Below are 21,579 nucleotides of genomic sequence, written 5' to 3'. Positions count from 1 at the left end.
TCCAAGGCTGGGTCGTCACCGGTGGTTCCGGCGATCTCGTTGATCTCCGCCAGTCGGGTATCCGCCACCGCACGTCGCGTGGAGGGCAGCCGTCGTGGTTTGGCGACCTTCTTGGCCGGGTTCGCACCCTCGTCGATAAGCCCGTCGTCGACGGCATGGCGGTAGATGCAGCGCAGTGCGGCGATGAGGTGCTCGGCCGCGCTGCGGCCGCCCCGGGCGTTGCGCCGGACGACCACGTTGCTCCTGATGGTCTCGACCAGCTGTTTGATCTGTGAGGGTGTGGGTTCGTCCAGGCGTCGATCACCCCAGTGCTGGGTGATCCGGTTCCAGTAGGAGCCATAAGCGCGGCGGGTGCCCGCGGTGACGGCTGCGGAGACGGTCGGGATGTACTCGCGGAACGTCGGTATCGCTGGTCGCTCGACCGGGGCTGTGAGCAGGTCTTCGGGCGTGATGCCCATCCGATCCAGCAGCAGCCGAGCAGCATCCACCTCCGCGGTCGACGGTGTGATGGTCATGGCCGGTCACCCGCCAGCAGGAGGTCGAGCGAGGCGGGCGGATACACCGCGAGGGTCTGCCGGTCGGCGTCAGCGACCAGCCGTGGGACCAGCCCAGCGCGGTCATCAGGGCATGATCGACGAACCGTCCGCGGTCGTCGATCGTGGCCACCCCGTAGAGGGCTGTGCTGGACCGGGTCAGCGGGGCCACCGGCAACGGCATCGGTTGACGTGCTGCCAGCGAACTGGAAGGAGCCAAGCGTGTGGTCGGGAAGACCACCGGCTGAATGACAGAACCGGTCACAACGACCACCGCCCGAGGCGGTTCGTGACCGGTTCAGAGGGTTGGAGTGCACTCAAGCACTCACACGTTGGATGTGGCAGGAGTTCCACAACTGTGTGTCCAAGGACGATCTTGCGCACTATCTACACGCCTATACGTCGGATTGTGAACGAGCGAGCCTTGCCTTGCCTGGGAAGTGCGACATGGGGAAGAGATGATGCGTCCTCGATGTTCCTTCAGACATCCCTGTAGAGGAGCGTGACTAGCCGAGATGGAGGCGAAGTCTCCTACACATGTACGGGAGCGCCCATTTGATGTCTACGCTCTGCGGTGGATAGCGCACATTCAATCAGTGAGACTGGACTGCTGCAACTGTCACAGGAGATCGTCAGGCGACGAGCTTTCCTCCAGCACGTACCCACCGACTCAACTATTTTTGGGCGTCCTATAGGCGGCGGGTCGGGACGTGGGTTGAGCAACGATACGTTGCCGAGCGGATGATAACCCGTGGTTCTGAGGTATCGACTGTCGATTCTTTGCATGCACCGAGCAGAGGTCAACACCGCACCGCTGCGCAGATTGGCCCCCTCTAACGCTGGAGGAGGCCAATCGATCAACGTGCAACGTTGCGCTTGGTAAAATTAATCGTCGGTCTTCTTAGGTTTTCCACACCTCGTCAAGAATGATGGCAAAGGCGCATCAACATCTTCGGCCGGTGTGGCACACAAAGCGGAAAAAGTTTCAGGAACGGGAAAATTCTGAATTTCATCCACGGAACATCACCTCCTCTCGGTGACTATTATTCTTGGACAAGAAATTTTGCTACGCTCGCCGCGGCAGGTAGGCCGATCTCGTCCGTATAGCCTAGCCATTGGCCATTAGGGTTGACTTCTAAGAAATAGTGGTTACCGTCTCGATCCACCGCAAGATCTATGGCGGCAAATGCCAGATCTAACTCCCGCAACAGGCTTCGGATTTTGGCCGCGACTTCCGATGGGAGTACCCCGGCGGTATAACTACTGCCGCCGTTGAATTGAAGGGCGCGCCAGTCAACGACGGAAGAATCGGAATGGCTCGCTTCATTCAATGTTTGCTTGGCGATGAACAATTCGTCGCCTACGCAGGTAACTCGGAGTTCATGTGACTTTTGGATATAACGCTGCAGAAGTGTCGGCTGTGATCGAATAAGATCAATTCTATCTATATGTTGCTCGGTAATAAGAGTGGTATCGACATCATAAGAACCATCACCGTACTCCAAATGCGGCTCGGCAATTGGCTTGAATACCGTTGCCCCCAGGGAGCAGAACTCCAAGGCGCACCTTGGATCGTTGGTAATTATGGTGTCCGGTACCAGTAACCCTACTTTGTGCGCGATTTCCAGTTGATACGGCTTGAGTCTGGCCCGGAACATTTCCTGCGGTCGATTTAGCCAGGTCCTGTCATCAAGAGTGATGCACACACTGTTAATCACATCCTGAACTTCTTTTTGAAGAGCAGCCCGCTGCACTGGGTCGCGGATGGACTCGGCGAACCCGAAAGTCGACGTAAAGCCAAAGGGCTTTCTAAACCAAACGCTATTGACCTTGTCCAGCTGGATAGTTTCGTTCGATTTTACGAGCAACTTCCGCCGGCTTCGATAGTCCCAAAGAAACTGGTCGTCACCACGAATAATACTATCGGTATCGAGGCGGACAAGGCTATGCCCCATCTCAATGAGATGCTTTCTCACAGCTTCCACGTGGCAATCGTCATAGGAGTTGGTCAAGACCAAAACAGTCTTCATCATCAATCCCCAAGCTGGAGTTGCGCCTCATGAGTGGTATACCAGGAGCGCGAGCTGACAAATGTGTCCGGTAACTTGGGAGAACCCTGGTGAATCATGTCAGTTCAGGACTGATCCACGCAGCAAGCAACGAAGATGCCCCCCACATTGCATACCGCAGCCTAGTGTCAGTGCTACATTGATATACTGCGAGAGATGTAGGCGCTTCAAGCTACTGTCACCGTGTGTCAGTCCACATATCCAGAGGAAGTTGCTCATCGAAATCTCGTAGTCTACTCTGGACAGTAGAAGCTATCGTCTCCGCGAACTGATGCAGGCCTGGATGGAGACGCGGACTAACTGACCAGAGGAAGTCGATCATTTTGTCCGGCCTGGCTAGTATCTCCGCATAATCTTCGTCAGCACGGCCAAATTGATTGTCCCAGCGCTGCCTGACCTCTGGTGTACCGACGACGTTCAGCCATCGGATGGCGTTGAGAGCCAAGTTAACGCTGGTCAGAGCGGCGACGGCGGCAGCATTGTGAGTTGTTACCGGCTTGCGGGCAGACTCCAGTTGGTCCTCAAACCAGGTTGGGTTAAACCTTGTAATATCCCTGTCAGTTGGAGTAGCAACTACAGAATCCGGCTTACGTTTGCCGAAGATCCCCATTCATCTCCGCCTTCCGTTGCGGTCGCTGGCATAGCGGTCAGTGAGCGGTGTGCAGTGAGGAAGTCGTTGAGAAGTGATGTCATGTTACACATTTGATCTTGCGCGCCCACGGACAGCCTATTTGGATCACTACTCCCGGCGGTGTAGGTAATAATGACGCGGAAACCTCCAGCGGTTCAGTATCGGTGACAGGTGGCCGTATACTATGTATGGGTAGGGTTGGAAAGAGACCATTTCGTGGCGGTAATGAGTTAGCTACGTACAGATGACGACGGACTGGCAGAGTCGGACAGGTCCGGCCGCTCCGAGCGGTCATCGGTAATGCCGGCTTGGAGGGCGGCCCTGGTTTCCCAGCGACTCGGGTGAGACTGACCTATCACCCTGGAAAGCAAAAGTGCGCCGTCTCTATCGCGGATCAGGAACCGTGTCCGGGAACCCGCCTTCCAGGTCCATGACGAGGTGCGCACGGCTTGGGTCACCCACGCCGCGCGGCCCATGGCCGGAGCGTGAGAAACGCCGCCTCCTCAACCGAAGTCGCTCTCGGCGTGCGTTCACCGTCCTTGTTCTCCCGCGCGGCCTGGCTGGTCGAGGCCGCGGGCGGCCGGGGCCCGGCGGATCCGGCCCAAGATGGCCGAGGCGGTCGCGCTGGCCAAACTGCACCCCGCCGGCGAGGTCGACCAGGCCCTCGGGACGGTGTGGACGTCGTGGCGTGGTGCGGGACGGTGGTTGGGCACTCCGGCAGGGCGGCGAGGCTTTGGCCGGGAGGGTTTCGGGACACCGGTTCGGCAGTCAGGCGTGGTGCAGGTTGCGAAACTCGCGCCGGACCCGGGCCGGGGGACAAACAGTGGCTTCGCCGGGTTTCTCCCCCGGGGCCGGCGCGGATCCGCCGCGAGGCCCCGGGCCAGCCGCAATGCAAAGGCGCGCAGTAGCCGCTGTTGTCGAGTGAATGCCGCAGCAGATCGGCACGGCGGTCGAGGTTGTTGCTCGGCTGATTTGTCGGACCTCAGTGCCAAACTCGCCTGGTGTATCGACATTTGGATTCCGGGCCACCGCCGCCAGCTGCATCGCCATCTTCGTCTCGGGTGATGAGTCGGACCAAGTGCAGCGGCACGAAGCCTGAGTTGGCACTCCGCAAGGCCCTCCACCGCAGAGGTATGCGTTTCGTCGTCGATCGTGCTCCGCTGGGCACGAACCGCCGGAGACGTGTGGATGTTCTGTTGCGCGCGCCCGTATAGCTGTCTTTGTGGACGGCTGCTTCTGGCACTCGTGTCCGGTGCATGGCCACCTTCCACGTGCCAACCGAGGATGGTGGCGGTTGAAGCTCCGTGGTGTCGTGCTGCGCGACCGTGACACAGACGTCCAACTGGACGCAGCCGACTGGCGGGTGATCAGGGTGTGGGAGCACGAAGACCCGAACGACGCTGCTGATCGCATCCACCGCTTGGTGCTGGAACGGACAGACTCACCCGCATCACCACCGCCGCACTGGTCTGGCACCACTTGACTGCAGGGGAGGTATGGCGGCTTGCGGCCAACATCTGCCGACAAGAAAGTATCAGTCCCAGACCCTGTTAGGTCACCAGTCTGACTACAAGTGGGTTCAGCCTCACCGACTTGAACCCACACGTGTCCGAGGGGGGAATCGAACATGCCAATGTGGACTACCTGCGCATTGCAGGTGTTCATGTGGTCAACGGTAGGCCCTTTTGGAGATCACTACAAGCCACAGTGGACGTTTGGTACGCCTCTGTTGGCGGTGGGCTTCGCCAGCCGTGGTGGGTCGCTGTGTGGTGGTGAGGTGTTCTTGCGCCAGGGCGCGTTGGGATCGGTGAGGGTGTCGAGGAGGAGTTGGGACGGGGTGACTGCGGCATCGAGGGGCAGGTGTGCGTGTCGAGACGGAGCCGGACGGGCGCAGTCGTTGCGCCGTGCCCGGTTCCGTAGCTGCGGTTGCGCAGTTCGCCCAGTGCAGTAACGATGGTAGTGACCGCGCCGAGGATCTTCTCGACCGCGCCGCTGCCATCACCGCCTGGCGTGGTTGATGAAGGATGCAGGCCGAGCGCCTCTTGGGCGCCTGCGCCAGGGCGGGAAGGTCCGATTGTTGACGGTACAGTCTCTTTCGATGAGCACAACTTGGCGGTGCTTCGGCCGGTGCCAATCGCCTGTGCAGGATCGTCGACGATCGCCCGAACGCGTCCCGCAACAACTGGGCCACTTACCCGACTAGCCACCACGATGAGTCGCGGATGGCGCCTGGCAGCACCGTGGGCGGGTATCTCAGCGGGATGGCCGTTCAGCGTTATCCCCCGTTGATCACAACACTCTTGAGGCAAGCGTCCGTGTGACACTTCTGCTGGGCCGGAAAGATCAACTGATTCGGTGAGGACGCCAGGTGGATCGACTACCGGACGACGCGTGCTGACTGAAGGGTTCGTAAGGGGGAGCACTCAGTTGGTGCCGATGACCGCTAGCGCTGCCCAGCGGTACAGGCGCCGCTGACGCAGCGACGGGTCCCGGAGAATGGAGGCCAGCGCGGTCGCGGGGGAGGGGGCGGTCGGCAGTGCCTGGTAGAGCCGCGACAAGCAGCTGCTGACAACCTGATCCTGGCTGCCGATCTCGAAGTGCGTCGAAATCACGTGGGTCGCACCTGCGGCCAGCGCGGCCAGCGCGAGTCCGAGGGGTTCGTAATGGTCGTCACCGCTGGGATAGCCGCTGTGGCAGGAGGCAAAGGAGAGGTAAGGGGGTGGGGCCGTGGTGCCGTCGAGGAAGTCTGCTGCCGACAGCACGACCGATTGTTCCGCGAGGACCGCCTGCGCCAGACCTGGTTCGCGGTTGCCGTGGGCGGCGAGCACGGCGCTGCGCCAGCGGTCGCCGCCGCGCACAAAGGCGGGCACCACCTGTGCGGTGTCGGTGATTCGGTCGTGCCCAGCGGGGTGCGCCTCCAGACCATCTAGCTCGGGTGCGTTGATGCCGGCGTGTGGGTCGTGCCAGGACACCGCCGCCGACGGCGGTGTCCCGGCACGGTTGCGGTGTTGGAGGGCGGTGAGGAACCGCAGGGAGGGGGCTAGGACGAGGTCCGCGTGGTCGACGAGCAGGTCACCGCCGGGCAGCGGCAGCGCGGCGAACGGTACTGCCCACAGCCACCCCGTTGGGATCACTACCAGTGGCACGGGTTCGGCGGCGGCCCGCAGCCGCGTCGCGAACGCTGCGGGCAGGACCGGGCTCAGCACGTCTAGGTTCCCGGCCCGCAGCAGGATTCTTCCGTCCCGCGTATCGGCCAGCAAGGCTTCCCGAAGCTGGATCATCTCGCCGGTGACCGGCGCGACCGTCGCCACGCAGGTGCCGTCCGGAGAGCGCCACATAGAGATCACGTGCTGGTCGCCTTCTGCGGACTGCACGGGCATCACGATGAGGACGTCCTGCCGGATGCCGCCCAGGCGCTCCATTCGCAATGGCTCGGCGCCGTAGACGTCAGCGAACAGGTCGTTCGTCTGTTCGCTGAGCTGGACGTAGAGCCCGTCCAGTCGCCGGCGGAGGTCGGCCGGGGTCTGGTCGAGCAGGTCGTCGACAGCTGCTGGGGAGCGGACACCGCGCTGGCTGGGGTCGCGTTCGGCGAGCGCGGCGCCGACACGGGCGATCTCGGTAAGCAGACCGGCCAGATCCGGGGGCAGGTTGGCGTCACCGCGTCGCAGCAGTCCCGCGAGCCGGTCGGTGCGCAGCCGCTCCGCGAGTTCCACGGCCAGCTCGCCGTCACCGATTTGGACGGCCAGCAGCATCGCGTGCTCGTACTGGGCTCGGACGGTGTCGGTGATGTGTCTCCGGGCATCGGGGGTGGCCACCGCACGCCGAATCTTCTCGGAATGGCGGATCGCCGCGCGGATGTGCTCCGCGGTGGCGGTGTGGTCACCCAGGGCATAAGCCATCAGTGCGCTCCCGGCCGCTGCGGCGATCGCGAACATGGTCGCGCCTGAATCGACCGCTTCCGCCTCGGCAGTCCGGTAGGAGTCCAGAGCCAGGGCGGTGTTCCCTGCGGCGTTCTGCTGTTCGGCGTACAACAGGTGGTCCCGCGCGCGGTCGAGGGCGTCCCGCGCAGTGCTTGTTAACCGCCGCGCGCCCTTGGAGTGTCCGGAGCCTAGGATGTCGACCAGCTCGAGGTGCCACCGCGCGCTGTCGGCGCCTGCCGACAGGCCCGCCTCTTCGTAGGCCCGCGCCGAGGCACGGAGGGTCTTGCGGGCCTGCCGGACGGCGTTGAGCGAACGAGGGAGGCGGAGAAACCCGCGCACGGAGCGGCCGCCGTTGCGCGCCAGCTCCAGCCTGGCCCTAGCCTTCAGTAGATTGGCCGTGCCAATGGCATTGCCGCCCATCGCTTCGTAGCATCGACCGTACTCGTCGAGGCACCGCTCCGCCTCGGCGAACTCACCGCCTGTGGTGTGTAGGTGGGCGAGCGGCAGGATCAGCTCGGCCACGGTGAACGGGTCCTCGGCCTCCTCCAGTGCATCGGTGATCGTCTTCTTGGCCAGGGCCCACTCTGGGCCGCCGACTGCGACACCGCGTTGCAGGAACTGCGCCACATAGACGACGGTGACCATCTTCAGCTCGTCCGAGCCGATCTCGGTGGCGGCGGCTAGCTGCGTCCGCATGAGGTCGAGTGCCGCGCTCCGGTCTCCGGCCGCGTTGAGCGCCCGCGCCCGCAGCACCTCGGCCAGGCCGATCAGGTATCGGTCGCCGACGCTTCGGTGCACGTCTGCAGCCCGCTCGGCGAACGCCGTCGCCGACTCGTGGTTCCCCACGAGTACCTCCCACGCCGAGCGCTCCCGGTGCAGGTCGGCGTGCAGGTGGATGTCTGTGCTGCCGTCGCCTGCGGCGATCGCCGCGTCGAGCACTTCCCATTTGTCCTTCTGATAGGACATGCGTGCCGCTCGTGCCAGGCCGATTCGCGCGGCGAGGACGCCGTCAGGATCGCCGAGGTCCGCGTAGCCGCGTTCGGCGTCCTTGTATGGACCGATCGCCTCGGTTGCCCTGGCTTGGGTCCAGTAGGTGTTGGCGACGGCGAGCACGACCAACGGCACCTCGGCGCCGGCAGGTCTCAGTGCCTGCAGGAGTTCCCGTCCGGTCGTGCTCTTGCCGATCCGCCTCAGGATCTCAACGTGCCTCACCGCCGGGACGACGCCACCGTCTACTGGTGCGGACAGTTGCGCTGCGCCGGGCAGGTCAGTAGCTGCCAGCCGCCAGGCTCGGTCAGCCATTTCCGCGCCGACAGGGTGAATATGTGGATACTTCACCAACGATCCTCCGGATTCTCGTGAGGGCAAGGAACCCTAGCGCGTGATCTCGGACTTTCCGAGGGCCAAATAGTGCGACATGGCTTTATCGGACACTTCGTTCCAGATTTCGGCGCGGCCGGATGGCTTTATGTTGATCGGCATGAGCGATGACATGCCGCGCTGCTAAATGATCTCCAGTTCACGTGATCGACATCATCTCGGACGTCACGCAATGGTAATGCCGGAAGTGCGCTGGGACGCCACCGAGAACGCGTTCAGACCTTGAGCGATGCTCTGAAATTTGCCACGATATTGACTAGGAGTTTGTGGGGCACTCGTTTCGCGTTCGAGGCAGGCTTCAAGCGGATCGCGTCTTCGAGCAGTAGCGTAGGCGGCGTGGCCTATCGGGCAGGGCCGCCTGTCATCTCGCTGTAGACGAGGCAGAATAGTCGGCTGTCGTTCGGTTGCATCACCGCGAACGAGCCGATTCAGGACCATCCACGGGTTCCGCTGATCACTGCGTAGTTCGTCGGCGTCCAACTCGGTTCAGCGGTCCTCATCGTGATCGGCGGCATCGTCGCGACCATCGTCCCGATCATGATCGCGGCCCGGCTGTAACAGGCCGCCGGGGATGGGTTGGCGGCGATCTGGATGCGGAATAACTGTGCTGAATGGACTTGGCTAGGCACCGGTGTGGATGTGTGCCGCCCACACGTGCGGGTGCTGCGGATAACGGTCTCGTGCTTCGCGTGTCGCAGTGTGTACCGCGTGCGCGGCTGATTCGGCGCCCTGCGCAGTGACGGTCCCATACACAGTTTGAGTGAATCGGGCTGCGGGACGGTCCTTGACCGGCCACAGCGTCGCAATGACGTGCCGGTAGCCGGCCAGGTGGAAGGCGGCGGCCAGGTGAATCGCCTCATCGGTCAACGTCGTCCCCACCTGTGCGGTCGAGCACGCGGACAGGCAGGCCAGATCGGCGTTTTCCAAGTGCAGCCGGGAGATGTCCAGGATCGTCAACGGTTTCGTGGCGTGGTCGTCGAGCAACAGGTGGCTGGCCGACGGATCGCCTGGATCGCTGAAGCCGTGACACGCGAAGTGCACCCAGTTGTGCCGGGGCAATTCGGCGAGGACCCGATCGCGAACCGCATCCGCCTCACGCAGGACCGTGGGCCGGCGCGGGAGGTTGTCGGCGAGAATTCCGGCTTCGTGTGCGACACCGGGCAGGTCCAGCGTCGCCACAGTGTTGGGCATGGCCACCACCAGTGCATCCACCTCGGCACCGAATCTCGGGCGACGGCGAGCATGCAGAAGTGCCCGAACGGTCGGCGTATACGACGAGACAACCCGGTCCATCACTGTCTTCGGCGGTCCCCCTGATGACGGTTGGTGATAACCCGCGGCGTGCAAAGGAAGGAACGACAACGGCCCCGTCGGGCACCACCAGAGCCGGGGCCATCTGTCGCCGGAGGGCCCGTGCAGGCCAACGTGCTCGAGCACCGGCCCGGTGACGTTGTCCCATAGCCATTCCAGCGTCTCGGTGACGGTGTTCGCATCGGCCTGGAACTCCGTCGCGCGCCGACGGATCTCTTCCGGCGTCACGCCTGGCAGGCGGACGACCTCGACGCCTCTCGGAGTGAGGATCAGCGCGTCGGAGCGGAAATCGCTGATCGAGAACAACACCACAGGCCCGTCTGCGGCGGCCGCAAGCAGTTCGTCGGCCGGTGGCGGCAGCAGGAAGTGCGCGAATCCCGGCAGGGCGCGGATGTCGGCGGTCAGCTGATTCCACCGCACTGTGAGCGCGTGCTGTTCGTCGGCATGGGTCGCGCCGCCGGTCGGCCAGTTGGCGAGTTGGTCCCGAATCTGCTCGACCTCGTCGGCGAGATCGGGACGCTGCTCTCGCAATTCGGTGAGCTCGTCGCGGTTCTCCAGAGCTTGCGCGAACAACACACCGCGACCGTGTTCGAGCAGTGTGAGCGCACGCTCAGGATCACCGGCGTTGAGCGCGCACGCACACGCGTCGTGCACAACCCCAGCAGCCATGCCAAGTTGGCGTTCCTGGTCTGCTCGGACCAGTCGGCGCGAGGCCAGCCGTGGCAACAGTTTGACCGCGTGGGCCATCGCATTCGCCGCGTCTTGCCATTCCCGCTCACTGATGTAGAACAGCGCGGCCGACCGGGTGTAGAGGATCTGGTTCATCGGGGAGTCCGGGGTCAGCGACGCGGCCAGCAACAATCTACTGGCTTCCAGTCCGGCGGCGCGGTCGCCGAAGTCGAAGTATCTGCGTTGCAACACGGCCGAGAACGCCGCGAGCAGTTCGGTCCGGCCCCCGTGCCCGACGGGCAGCGCCGCCAACTCCGCCCGGCCTAACTCGATGGCCTCCTCAAGCACCTCCGGTCGCGTGGTCGCGTGGAACAAAGCCCTGAGCACGTGGATGGCCGCGGAGACCAGGATCGGCCGGTCCGGATTGGACGCCCGTAGCGCGGCAATCGCGTCTTTGGCCTGCGCGGCTGCCTCGGTGAGCACTGTGAGGTCGTTCGCGTGCTTGTACTTCTCGTGCAGCCGGACACTGAGCCTGCTCAGGTATCCGGCTCGGCCCGGGTCCCGTCCGGTGGCGGCGGCGATCGCCTGCCTGCCCAGGTCGATGGCACGATCGAGCTCCCGGAGATCACCGGTTCGCTGGAACGAGTAGTACAGCGCCTCGCCGAGGTTGCTGAGCCTGGAGGCCAGGAATGGATCCTCGCTTGGCGTCGCGTGGACGGCGCGTTGGAGCGTGTCGATCGCTTCCTGCAATGCCCGGCTGTCGCCGGTCTGGGTGTACCGGCCGATCAGGGTGGTGCCCAGGTTGTTCAGCGCGAGAAGGTCGTCACTGCCGGCCGCAGTTCGTCCTATTCGGACAGATTCGCCGTGGACGGTCTCATCCGATGCGCGATTGTGGGCGAGGGACAGCACAGCGGAAAGGTTCGAAGCGAGCACTGTGTAGTTTGGATGGTCGACGGGAACCGTCTGGACCGCGTGGCGCATCGTGCGAACCGCCTCCGCCAGGTCGTCGGGGTCGCCGGTGCGTTGATATCTTGCCCGCAACGCGTTTCCGAGTTTGCCGTGCGCCAATGCGGAATCCGTGCCGGTCGCGTCCGCGGTCCAACCACGGAACAACTCGATCGCCTCGTCCAGCGCTGCGTCGTCGTCGGCGTGTTCGTACAACCAGAAGAGCAGTTGGGCTGTGTCGGAGCGTAGATCCCAGTCGGGGAGCCTGCTTGCTGCGGCACGGCTGATGTGTATGGCTTCTCGTAACAGGTCCGGGTCGGGTGTGAGCTCGCATTGGTGGCGCAGTGCCGTCGAGGCGGAGTGCAGGATCGGGCCGAGGTCAGGATGATCGTCCCTGGCTTCGGCGAGTGCTTCGCGTGTCCACCGCACCGCCTCGGCCACCGCATCGTTGTCGTCTTCTTGGTGGAAGAGGTCGTGGTACGCCATGCCGAGGCGGCTCATCATCTCGGGACGGTCAGGATGTCCCGGCGGCATGCCCGACAGCATCCGCAGTCTGGCTCTGATGACCGCCCTGGTCGCGTCGGAGCTGGGGGAGTGCAGGGTGTGGGCGACCGCCATTCGCCCCAGGCTGTGGAATATCCGATGCCGGAACGAATCGTTCGCCGCCCGCTGCTCGACTTCCGGCAGCAGTACGGCTTCCGCCTCGGCGGCCACGTCGAGGTCGCCGAACCGCTCGACGAGCAATTCCAGTGCGACGCTGTAACAACCCAGGAAGTGCTCCCGGGAGGGGTGCTGGCGCGAAGTCGTGCCCAGCGCGAACTTCATCAATGCCGCGACCGCGTCGAGAGCTTGCCGGGACGCCTTGTCCTCGCCCTTTTCGAACAGATCCACCGCGATGGCCGACCACTCCAGGGGGTCGTCCCCGATCCGGTCGAGCACCGTACAAGCATCGGACGGCAGTTGCCCGGCACTCGCGCCAAGCCGATCAAGGATAGCCGCGCGTGCTCGTTGTCCACGCATGTTCAGCGTTGTCCTCTCACGAAACTGCGGCGCCGATCACCACGAAACCGGCCCATGTCCACGGAGTAGCGAAGGTCTGCGGGTGCGATTCGCGCATCTGCTCTTTCGCCAACCGTAGCGCCACGGCAGGGGCGGACCCATCGCGCATCAACTCGGCGAACCGCACTATCAGCCGGCGGGTGGGAATGTCCGGCGTCGGCCACAGGCTGACGATCAAGCAGCGCGCTCCCGCGAAGAACAGCGCGCGGCTCAACCCCACCAGCCCTTCGCCCGCGAGCAGTCTGCCCAGACCGCTTTCGCATGCTGAGCAGACGACCACATCGGCGTCGATCCGCAGATCGATGATCTCGAACGCGCGCAGGACAGGGTCGTCGTCGACGCCGGGAACCGGCGTGCACCACAGGCCGGACTGCATGGGCTGTTGGTCGTCAAGCAGTCCGTGCGTGGCGAAGTACACCTGCTGCGCACCGGAGATCGTCTTCGCCACGATTTCCTTGGTGGCTCCGGTGTGGACGTCCTGCGGGCTCGCACCCAGCACTTCCGCGACACGGCGTACCTCGGTCCGCGCCCCAGGCAGAGATGTGGGTGCGTAGCCCACGAACGGTCGCGCCACGGCCTGATCCGGGCGAATGCCATGGTGCAGAACGGAAACCGACGGAACGTAGCTGATCGCGACCACGTCGCCGAGCACGCCATGCTGCCAAGGCAGCATCTCGAAGGGCAGGTGGAAGAGCCGTCCACAAGGCACGATGACGACGTTTCGCACGTCTGCCGTGAGCGCCTCGGGAATCGGTTCCAGCAGTAGCTCCGCCAATTTGGCCTGTGCCAATGCCTCCTCGTCGCCACCGGGTTCGCCCCGGCGGTAGGCCGCAGTGGCGAAGTCGACGAGTGGCACCACATCGGCTGCCGAGATGTTGAGGGTGACGTGGGCCGACGCATGTCTCCGCGTCGCCCACAGGTGCAGGCGCGCCGTGCTTTCGGCGTAGGACAGCAGGAGGGTGTCGTCGGAGAGCTGGCTCCTCGCCTCGGATGCCGAGACCGGCTCCGGCGTTACAGCATTCGCGTACTGCGGCGCGTCCTGCCGAAGCCGGTGACGGCACTCCGCGAGCTGGTCCTCCAGATCACGGACCGCCTGGGCATCGGTTCGGCCTGAGGCCAACCGGGCGCGGGCGTCGAGCAGTTCCCGATGGAGCGCCAGTTCCTCCTGCAGTCGCAGGGCCATTGCGCCATCGCGCAGTGACGACCTGATGGGCCGTTCGCCCAGCAGGTCGGCGAGAGAACGTGCGCGTGCCGCCTCGGCGACGGCGAATGCTTCGTCGCCGTCGTTGTCGCCCCGTCGTGTGTGCAGCATGTCCAGCAGCAGCGAGAACGGAGACTGGTTCAGCGCGAACAGCTTCTCGCGTGTGTCGGGGTGCCCGGCCAGCACTCTCGCCCTCTCGGCTGCCGCACACGCACGCCTTGCCGCGTCGATGGCCGCGTCGATCTGCCCCGATTCACCGAGTACGAAGGCGAGGTTGGTGCCGGCTTGGGACCCATCCGCGGGCAGCTCGAACTTCTCGAACATCGCCACCGCCTGCTTCAGCAGGTGTACAGCGTCGTCGTTGTTGCCGACCTGGTGTTCCGCCGTGCCGAGGTTGGTGAGATCGAAGGCCACGTCACGTGAGGAACGTGCGATGGCTGCGTCGATCCCGAGTGCCCTTCGATAGTCGTCGACAGCAGCCGCAGGCCTGCCTGCGAGCTGGTGCGCGTACCCGACGTTGAGGAATGCGGTCGCGGTAGCGCTGGACGAGGGCGCTGCCCACTGCTCGATGCGCAGCGCTTCCGTGAGGTGCTCGATGGCTTCGTCGAAACGTTCGAGATCGAGCAGGATGATGGCGATGTTGTTGTGGTCGGCGGCTGTTCGCGGTGCTTCGGGTGTGTAGGCCATGTCGATCTCCAGCGCCCGCTGGAAGGACGAGAGCGCGTGGTCGATGTCGCCCAACGCGTGGCTCACGAGTCCGATGTTCGACCACGCGGTCGCGGTCGCCGGTGACCGCGGGTCCGCCGCGGTCTCGATATCGAGCGCAAGGCGGAACAACGACCTTGCCTCGTCGAGGGCACCGCGGTTGAGCAGCAGCGTCGCCTTGTTGGTAAGTACACCAGCGTGCGCGGAACTGTCAGGTTCCGTGGCGGTCGTGATCGCCAATGCCCGTTCGTACATGGCGAAGGCGTCGTCGGCACGGCCAAGCGACGACAGCACCTGTCCCGCTGCTGACAGGGAGTCGGCGAGATCGAGCGACATCGGGTCGATCGCCGCACGCAGGGCGATCGCCTGCTCGTAGCGTGCCTGCGCGACGTGGAGTTCGCCTTGGTGGTACGCGACGCTCGCGAGGTTGTTCAGCCCTCGGGCCGTCTCGGGCGACTTCGGATCGAGTTCCTCCTCAATCCACAGCGACTCCTCGAACGCGGTCCGCGCACCACGCAGATCGCCGATCTCCAAGCGCACGAAGCCGATGACGTTGAGGAATGTTGCACGCCACTGTTCGGCGGCCCGCCCCTCAGGCAGACGATCCGCCCAGCGCAACGTCTGTTCGGCGGACTCCAGCGCCGTGATCAGGTCGGCCCGCCGAACCCTGCGGTTGATCAGCCAGTACCTGAAGCGCAGCAGCGGCTCCAACACCAGGCGCACGGGGTCAGCGGGCCTGCTCGGGACGCTCGGGCTCCGTTGGCGGAATGTCGTCCTCCGGCCCGTGGACGAGCCTGTTCACCCTTTCCCGCACTGGTTCCGAGATCGACGATTTGACCCGTCTCTCGTCACCCATTCGGGTGGCGCGCAGGGGGCTCGCGAGCTCCAGTGCCACAGTTGCCCGCTCGAGCGCGGGCCAGTCCTGTGCGTCCCACGCCTCGATAGCTGCCGTCACGAGCTGGGCGATTGCCGCCCATTCCTCGGCGGTGGCTTGCCATTCGAGCACATCCGCCGCCACTTCGCGGGCGTCCCTGCGGATGGCGTGGTCGTTCAAGATGGACATGGAGTAACTCTAGCGATGGCATGGTCTGCTGGAGGGGCACCACGCGAGGAGGTGGACAGTCTGATCGCGGAGCAAGAGTTGATCTTGCACGTGTTCGCGCACGCGGACGATCGCAAGCCGGCCGACGTAGCCGAGATCGGCGCGTTGTGGACGCGTTTCGCCGACGAACTCGGCCTGACCGAACCGGTGCCGTTGCTGGGCCTGCCCATGAATCCGGACCGACTCACTGGTTTCGGGGTCGGCACTGCGGTGCTGGCCGCCCGGCAGAGGCCGGATACGCACGTGCAAGCGGTGCTTCGGGGGATGCACGACGCTCTTAACCTGTCGGTGCTGGCCGCGTTGCCGGGTGCGTCGTGGCAGCAGCTCGACGCGATGGTCAAAGGCGTGCTTGGCGAGATGTCCCAGGCGTTCATCGGCGTCGCGTGGCTCTACCAGGGCAAAGACGAGCACATTGATGCGGGTGTGCGATCTTTCGAGGAGCTGGGGTCGGAGGGCGGACGGGTTCGCCGTGGCTGCGAGCTCGAACCAGGCATCGTCCTGTGGGAGTTCTCCGGCCGCGAGGACACGCGGGCGGAGCGGCGGTTCGTGGTGCTGGCGCCGCCGGACCGCGATGACGAGCAGAGCGACTGGACGTGGTCGAACGGTCGTGCCGACATGCCGGAACTCGCACGCTATCTCCTGCACATGGCCAAGGTGCGCTACCAGCTTCGAGTGCATGCGCGGCTGCCGGAAGCGGGCATGCTGTGCCGGACGATCGACGACGCGGTGGCACAGCGGGATCAGGCCGCGCTGAGCACTAGCCGGTTCAGGATCGCCCGCCATGTGACCAACCTGAAGACGATGCGTCATACCGTGGAGATCGCGCTATCCAATGCGGTGGCGGCGTTGAAGCGCGTCGCCGACCTTCCGCAAGACGGGCCGATAGGTGATGATCTCGCGTTGGGAACGTATTTCCGCCAAAGGTTGGACGACGACATCAGGTACCTCGAGACATCAGCGGAAGGCGCTCGGCTGATGACGGAGTCGCTTGGCCCGGCGCTGGTGCGGTCGCACGAGCCGACGTTCGGCATCGTGACGGCGATGCCCGAGGAGTGTGCCGCCGCAAGGTTTCTGCTCGACGACTGGAAGCGCGTCAACGTGCCCGGCGACCGGGCGAACTACTTTGTTGGCACGATGCCAAGTACTGTGCCGGACCAGCCGCACGTCGTCGTGATCACACTGCTCGGCGAGACGGCGAACAACGCCGCCGCCGACGGTTGCGCGAACCTGATACGGAGCTTCGGCACGGTCAACTGCGTGCTGATGTCCGGCATCGCAGCGGGCGTGCCAAAGGTGACGGACCCGGCCAAACATGTCCGGCTCGGTGACATCGTCGTGGCGAGTTGGGGAATCGTCGACTATGACCATGTTGTCGACGCTCCGGACAACGTCTCACTGCGCCAGCCGCATCCCAGACCGTCGCCGTTGCTCAAGCACGCGGTCAACGCGCTGCAGACCGACGAACACATGGAACGTTGTCCATGGGAGACGCACATCGACGCCATTGTGCGCGCTCATCCCAGCTTCGCCCGCCCGGCCGACAGCACCGATGTCGTCTACACCGACGAATCTGATGACCAGGCCACGACGCCCCATCCGGATCCTGTGCTGAGCGGGCACCGTCCGGGCCGGCCCAAGGTGCATTACGGCCGCATCGGCAGTGCGGACCGGTCGTTGCGCGACCTGCGTAAACGCGATGCGATCGCGGCGGAACACAACTTGCGCGCGTTCGAGATGGAAGGCACCGGTATCGGCAAGGCCAGCTTCGCGAACGGTCTGGAGTGGTACGTGGTCCGCGGTATCAGCGACTATGGCGATCGCCGTCACGGCCATCTGTGGCGCAACTATGCCGCTGCGGTAGCTGCCTCCTACGTCAGGGCGCTTCTGGGCGAATGTCCTCCGCTTGACGTTCGCGGAGGACGGATCCGCGCGTGATAATCGTTGGGGGGAGGTGTCATGGGTGGAGTGTTCGTGAACTACCGCGTGCGAGAACAGCCTGGCTATGCGACTCTGCTGCACCGCGAGCTCGCCGCGAGGCTCGGACCGGATCGTGCGTTTCTGGCGTCCCGGTCGATCCGTCCCGGCGATGACTTCGTCACCACGGTGTTCGACACCTTGCGCCGTTGCGACGTGCTACTCGCGGTGATGGGTCCACAGTGGATCGAATTTCTGACGGACCCCGAGCGAGACTGGGTGCACCGTGAGATCCAGGAAGCCTTTTCGTGCGGCCTACGCGTAATCCCCGTCCTGGTGGAGGACGCTGAACTGCCCGACGCGGAACTCCTGCCCGGAGGCATCGCCGCACTCGCCCGATGCCAGGCCGTGCGGATCAGGCACTACTCGATCGACAGCGACCTCGACCGGCTCATCCGTGAGTTGGGCCGGACCACAGGCAACATCGCTGCGCCGGACGGCCCGGTGGAGTTCCGGCTGAGTGGTTCTCCGTGTGGACTGGAGGTCCTGTCCGGCAGCATCCGGCGGGTCCGCACCGCCGACACCTGGGTCAACAGCGAGAACACCGACATGAAGATGGCGCGCCACAACGAGTTCAGCGTGTCCGGAATCATCCGGTACTGGGGCGCGATCCACGATGACGCCGGCCGAGTCGTCGACGACCTCGTCGCGGACGAACTGGAAACCAAGGTGCGCGAACATCGACCGGTCGCACCCGGCACAGTGGTGATCACCGGCGCCGGAGCATTGAGGTCCAGCCACAACGTCAAGCACATCATCCATGTCGCCGCCGTCCATGGCGAACCTGGTGCAGGCTATCGGCAGGTCCTCAACATCAGCTGGTGTGTCACCAACGTACTGACACATGCAGAGCGACTCACGGCGCGCACGGTGCTGTTTCCCTTGCTCGGCACCGGTGTCGGTGGTGCCGAGGTGATACCCACGGCGGAGCGAATGGTGACCGCCGCTATCGACTACTTGCGGACGAACCCGGCCACGGCGTTGCGCAAGATTTCGTTCCTGGGGTTCGAGGAAAGGGAGCGGCAGGCCTTGATTGGCGTGTTCGCAGACATGCCGGCAGTCATACGGAAATACAATAAACGGATCTAAGGTCCGGTGTGGATGAGCGGTGCCCAGACGTCCGCACGGGCACGATATCTGTCACGCAGCATGAGCGTGACTTCTCGCATGGCGGCGGCCGAATGATCCGCGGTGGGCTTGTCAGGCAGGCGTTCGTAGAACGCTCGAGCCGCGACTGCGGCAAGGCGATCCTTCAGCGGCCACAGGCTGGCGATCACGTGTCGAAATCCGGCCAATTGGAACGCTGAGGCGAGGTGCAGGGACTCGTCGGCGTGACGGATCCCGCCGTCCGCAGTCGAACAAGCGGAGAGATAGGCCAGTTCGGCGTGCTTGAGGTGGAGCCGGCTGACCTCGGACAAGCGGAGGACGCGGTCGTGCAAGTGCACCCCACCCTGTGAAGGGGCAGTGGCATTGGTGCTGGCGTGGCAGGCGAGATGCACCCATGTGCTTCTCGGCAACGCGGTCAATACGCCGGTGGCCGTGGCCGTTTCGTTGATCAGGGGCGGAATGTCGGGATGTTGGGCCTGGAGAGCCGCTGCTTCTATGGCTGTGCCGACAAGGTTGGCAAGACCAGGCGTCCGATCCAGCGCGACTACGAGCTGGTGGCGTTCTGTCGAGGGTGGCCGTGCGCGCGCGTAGGTGAGTGTTCGCAACGTGGACGTGTAGGACGAGACGAGACGATCCAGTGCGCCGGGTTCGTCAGGGTGACCGGCCGCGTGGAGCGGAAACAAGTTCAGCAACCCCAGAGGCATCCACCATATCCGGAGCGGGGAATCCCCGGTTTGGGCAAGTGCATCCAGGATGGGGTGAACTGCTGTATCCCACAACCAACTCAGGATCTCCGGCAGCACCGTGACCAGATCGCTGTCGCCTGTGGCAGTAGCGCTCAGCAGATAGGCGCCGCGCGAACGGACAGCCGCCAGAGTGAGTTCGGGAAGAGGCACGAGCTCCGGATCGGCGTCGGCGTGGATGATGATCGCATCGCCGCGCTTCTCGCTCGCGTTCACCAGCAGCACGGCACCACCGGTCGCGGCCGTACGAAGATCATTGAATCGAGGCGGTAGGAGGAACCGGGTGAAACCGGGTCGCCCACGGATCTGGGCGAGCAGATCGTCATACTCGGTCCATAGTCTCCTGCGAAGGGTGACGGTGCTTTGTGGACTCCCGGTGGGACCGTCGTCGATGGTGTTGAGTTGTGCTCGGACGTGTTGGAATGCCGAGGCCAATTTCGGCTCTGCTTCTTCCAGATCTGTCAGGTCGGTGCGGGAGTCCAACTGGGCGGCCAATAGGATCCCGCGACCGAGTTCGGCGATCTCCACCGCGCCTCTGACGTCGTTCGTCGCGCAGTGTGCGGCAACGGCTTCACCGACCAGGCCGGTTTGTGCGCCTAGACGGTGCTCCTGATCGGACCAGCTCGTCTCTCTGGGTACTGCCGACGGAAGCAGGGTCACCGCGGTGTCCAGCATCTCCGTGGCAGTCGCGTACTCGCCCATTGCCGCTGCCAGCAACCCCACGGAAGTGGCTGCTTTGATTCGGTGTACGGGGAACGAGGTGGTCGCCTCGGAGACGTCTCGAGCGAGAGTGCGCAACTGATGTTGGCTGACGGTTTGTGTGCTCGCATCTAGCTGGGCTTGATAGGCGCCCGCAAGCGCGTCCGCGTAGATCGCACGGTGCGGGTGGTCGTGTGGTGCGGCCGAAAGGGCTTGGCGTGCCAGCGCGGTCGCCCGGTTCAAATCCGCGTCCGCGTGCAGGAGATCGAATCGCGTGGTGTGGAAGATGCTGAGATTGGACAAGTAGCGAGCTCGCTCCGGGTCGTTCGGCGAGCTGAGGGCGAGTGCCTGCTCCACGAGATCGCTCGCCATGTCCAGATCCGCTTGGCGCTTTGATCGTCGATAGCGGCGATGGTGCAGTCCGGCAAGATCGGACATGTAGCCCGGGCGGGTGTAGTGGCTCTGTGGAGTGATTTCGACAGCGAACTTGGTGTGGTGGATGGCGCGATCGAGGTCCGTCACCTCATGAAATCGACTGTATCTGGCTTGGTAGATGGCACCAAGATGGGCCAGGTAGCTTCCTTTGTTCGCTGCGCTGTCGGGAGTTTGGGCGACCGCGGCTTCGCCGAGGGCGATTCCACGATCCAGGTCGGCGGCCACCCCGCCCCGGTCGAACCGCTTCCAGTAGGCGCTGCAGAGGTTGGCGGCGACCACCGCCCAATCAGCATCGGGGTGTTCTATTTCGACAAGGACATGCTCGCCGAGATCGATCACCTGGTCCAGGTCCGCGGGCGAGCCGTTCCGATCGAAGCGCGCCATGTGGGCATTGCTCAACGTGAGCAGGCAGGTCACCTTGTCCAGGCTTGTGTCGTCGACGGCGTCGGCCGCCCGCTTGGCGAGATTGAACGCTTGGTCCAGATCTTCGGCGGTCCCGGTGAACCTGAACCGTTTCCGGTAGGCCGAGCTCAGCCGGGCCAGCATGCGGGGCCATTCGGAGTGGCTTTCGGAAGCGGTCGCGATGGCCTGTTCACCGAGATCGATGGCCCGTTCGAGATCGGCTGCTTGGCCGCTGTGGTCGAATTTCCGCTGATACGCCATTCCCTGTTCGGTCATGTGGACAGGTCGGTCCGGGTCATCAGGCCGCATGACGGCAATGGCGCTACCAAAATGGTGGATCGCATCCGTGAGATCCACCAAAGCTCCAGAGTGTTCGAACCGCGCATGTTCGTGGAGTGCCAGGTCGGCCAGATACGTGTGGCGCTGGGGATGTCCGTCGCCTGCGGCGGTCACTGCCCGCTGTGCCACTTGGATCGCAGTGTCCAAGTCGGACAATGCGCCGCGACGGATGTATTGGTAGGCGTGGGCTCTGCTCAGCAGACTGAGCAACTCGGCCAGTTGATCGTGCCCGTCCGGCATCACCGCCAAGGCTTGCTCGAGGTGTCCGATCGCGGGATCGACGTCCGCTCCATGGGACCGTGCCATTTCCAGACAGGCACTACCAAGGTTGAACAACGCCAGCGGTGCGCTTGCC

At 64.2% G+C, this 21,579-nt stretch carries 11 protein-coding genes and 1 pseudogene; 3 read left to right on the top strand and 9 right to left on the bottom strand.

Features of this window, described 5'->3' with window-relative positions:
* From B9C43_RS59460 to B9C43_RS56460, 3 genes and pseudogenes are all read right to left on the bottom strand, one after another.
* Positions 1-515: pseudogene (locus B9C43_RS59460) on the bottom strand (site-specific integrase); the annotation flags it as partial.
* 1,061 nt (positions 516-1,576) lie between these two features.
* Complete coding sequence (locus tag B9C43_RS54440; RefSeq protein WP_143447293.1) at positions 1,577-2,563, bottom strand: MvdC/MvdD family ATP grasp protein; 987 nt, start codon at positions 2,561-2,563, stop codon at positions 1,577-1,579.
* Between the two features lie 217 nt (positions 2,564-2,780).
* On the bottom strand, positions 2,781-3,212 hold the full coding sequence (locus B9C43_RS56460; RefSeq protein ID WP_143447292.1) for a hypothetical protein: 432 nt from the start codon (positions 3,210-3,212) through the stop codon (positions 2,781-2,783).
* Between the two features lie 1,315 nt (positions 3,213-4,527).
* On the opposite strand from B9C43_RS56460, the gene B9C43_RS59450 reads away from it, so the two are divergent.
* On the top strand, positions 4,528-4,716 hold the full coding sequence (locus tag B9C43_RS59450) for a very short patch repair endonuclease (RefSeq protein ID WP_235039410.1): 189 nt from the start codon (positions 4,528-4,530) through the stop codon (positions 4,714-4,716).
* Between the two features lie 178 nt (positions 4,717-4,894).
* Here the strand turns inward: B9C43_RS59450 and B9C43_RS60420 are convergent, their stop codons facing one another.
* The 5 genes from B9C43_RS60420 to B9C43_RS57330 form a co-directional block, all read right to left on the bottom strand.
* Positions 4,895-5,440, bottom strand: coding sequence for an abortive infection family protein (locus tag B9C43_RS60420; protein ID WP_407657200.1), 546 nt, complete (start codon positions 5,438-5,440; stop codon positions 4,895-4,897).
* A gap of 216 nt (positions 5,441-5,656) precedes the next feature.
* Complete coding sequence (locus B9C43_RS54425; protein WP_143447290.1) at positions 5,657-8,491, bottom strand: CHAT domain-containing protein; 2,835 nt, start codon at positions 8,489-8,491, stop codon at positions 5,657-5,659.
* Positions 8,492-9,154: 663 nt separating this feature from the next.
* Complete coding sequence (locus B9C43_RS54420) at positions 9,155-12,478, bottom strand: CHAT domain-containing protein (RefSeq protein ID WP_084435004.1); 3,324 nt, start codon at positions 12,476-12,478, stop codon at positions 9,155-9,157.
* 16 nt (positions 12,479-12,494) lie between these two features.
* Positions 12,495-15,146 carry a CHAT domain-containing protein gene (locus B9C43_RS54415; RefSeq protein WP_084435003.1) on the bottom strand — a complete coding sequence of 884 codons (2,652 nt, stop codon included), beginning with the start codon at positions 15,144-15,146 and terminating at the stop codon, positions 12,495-12,497.
* 4 nt (positions 15,147-15,150) lie between these two features.
* Positions 15,151-15,486, bottom strand: a complete 336-nt coding sequence (locus B9C43_RS57330) for a CATRA system-associated protein (RefSeq protein WP_160097439.1) — start codon at positions 15,484-15,486, stop codon at positions 15,151-15,153.
* Positions 15,487-15,537: 51 nt separating this feature from the next.
* Between B9C43_RS57330 and B9C43_RS54410 the strand changes: the two genes are divergently transcribed.
* Both B9C43_RS54410 and B9C43_RS54405 read left to right on the top strand, forming a co-directional pair.
* Positions 15,538-17,460 (top strand): CATRA conflict system CASPASE/TPR repeat-associated protein, encoded by a 1,923-nt coding sequence (locus tag B9C43_RS54410; protein ID WP_160097437.1) that lies wholly within the window; start codon positions 15,538-15,540, stop codon positions 17,458-17,460.
* A gap of 21 nt (positions 17,461-17,481) precedes the next feature.
* Positions 17,482-18,588: a macro domain-containing protein gene (locus B9C43_RS54405; RefSeq protein WP_084435001.1), complete on the top strand. Its 1,107-nt coding sequence runs from the start codon at positions 17,482-17,484 to the stop codon at positions 18,586-18,588.
* Here B9C43_RS54405 and B9C43_RS54400 read toward each other — a convergent pair.
* Positions 18,585-21,530: a CHAT domain-containing tetratricopeptide repeat protein gene (locus B9C43_RS54400; protein WP_084435000.1), complete on the bottom strand. Its 2,946-nt coding sequence runs from the start codon at positions 21,528-21,530 to the stop codon at positions 18,585-18,587. The two genes, B9C43_RS54405 and B9C43_RS54400, sit on opposite strands and share 4 nt — an antisense overlap.
* Positions 21,531-21,579: the final 49 nt, after the last annotated feature.

The sequence above is a fragment of the Kibdelosporangium aridum genome (assembly GCF_900176515.1).
Lineage (GTDB): Bacteria > Actinomycetota > Actinomycetes > Mycobacteriales > Pseudonocardiaceae > Kibdelosporangium > Kibdelosporangium aridum.
This window is presented reverse-complemented; position numbering and strand designations above follow the sequence as displayed.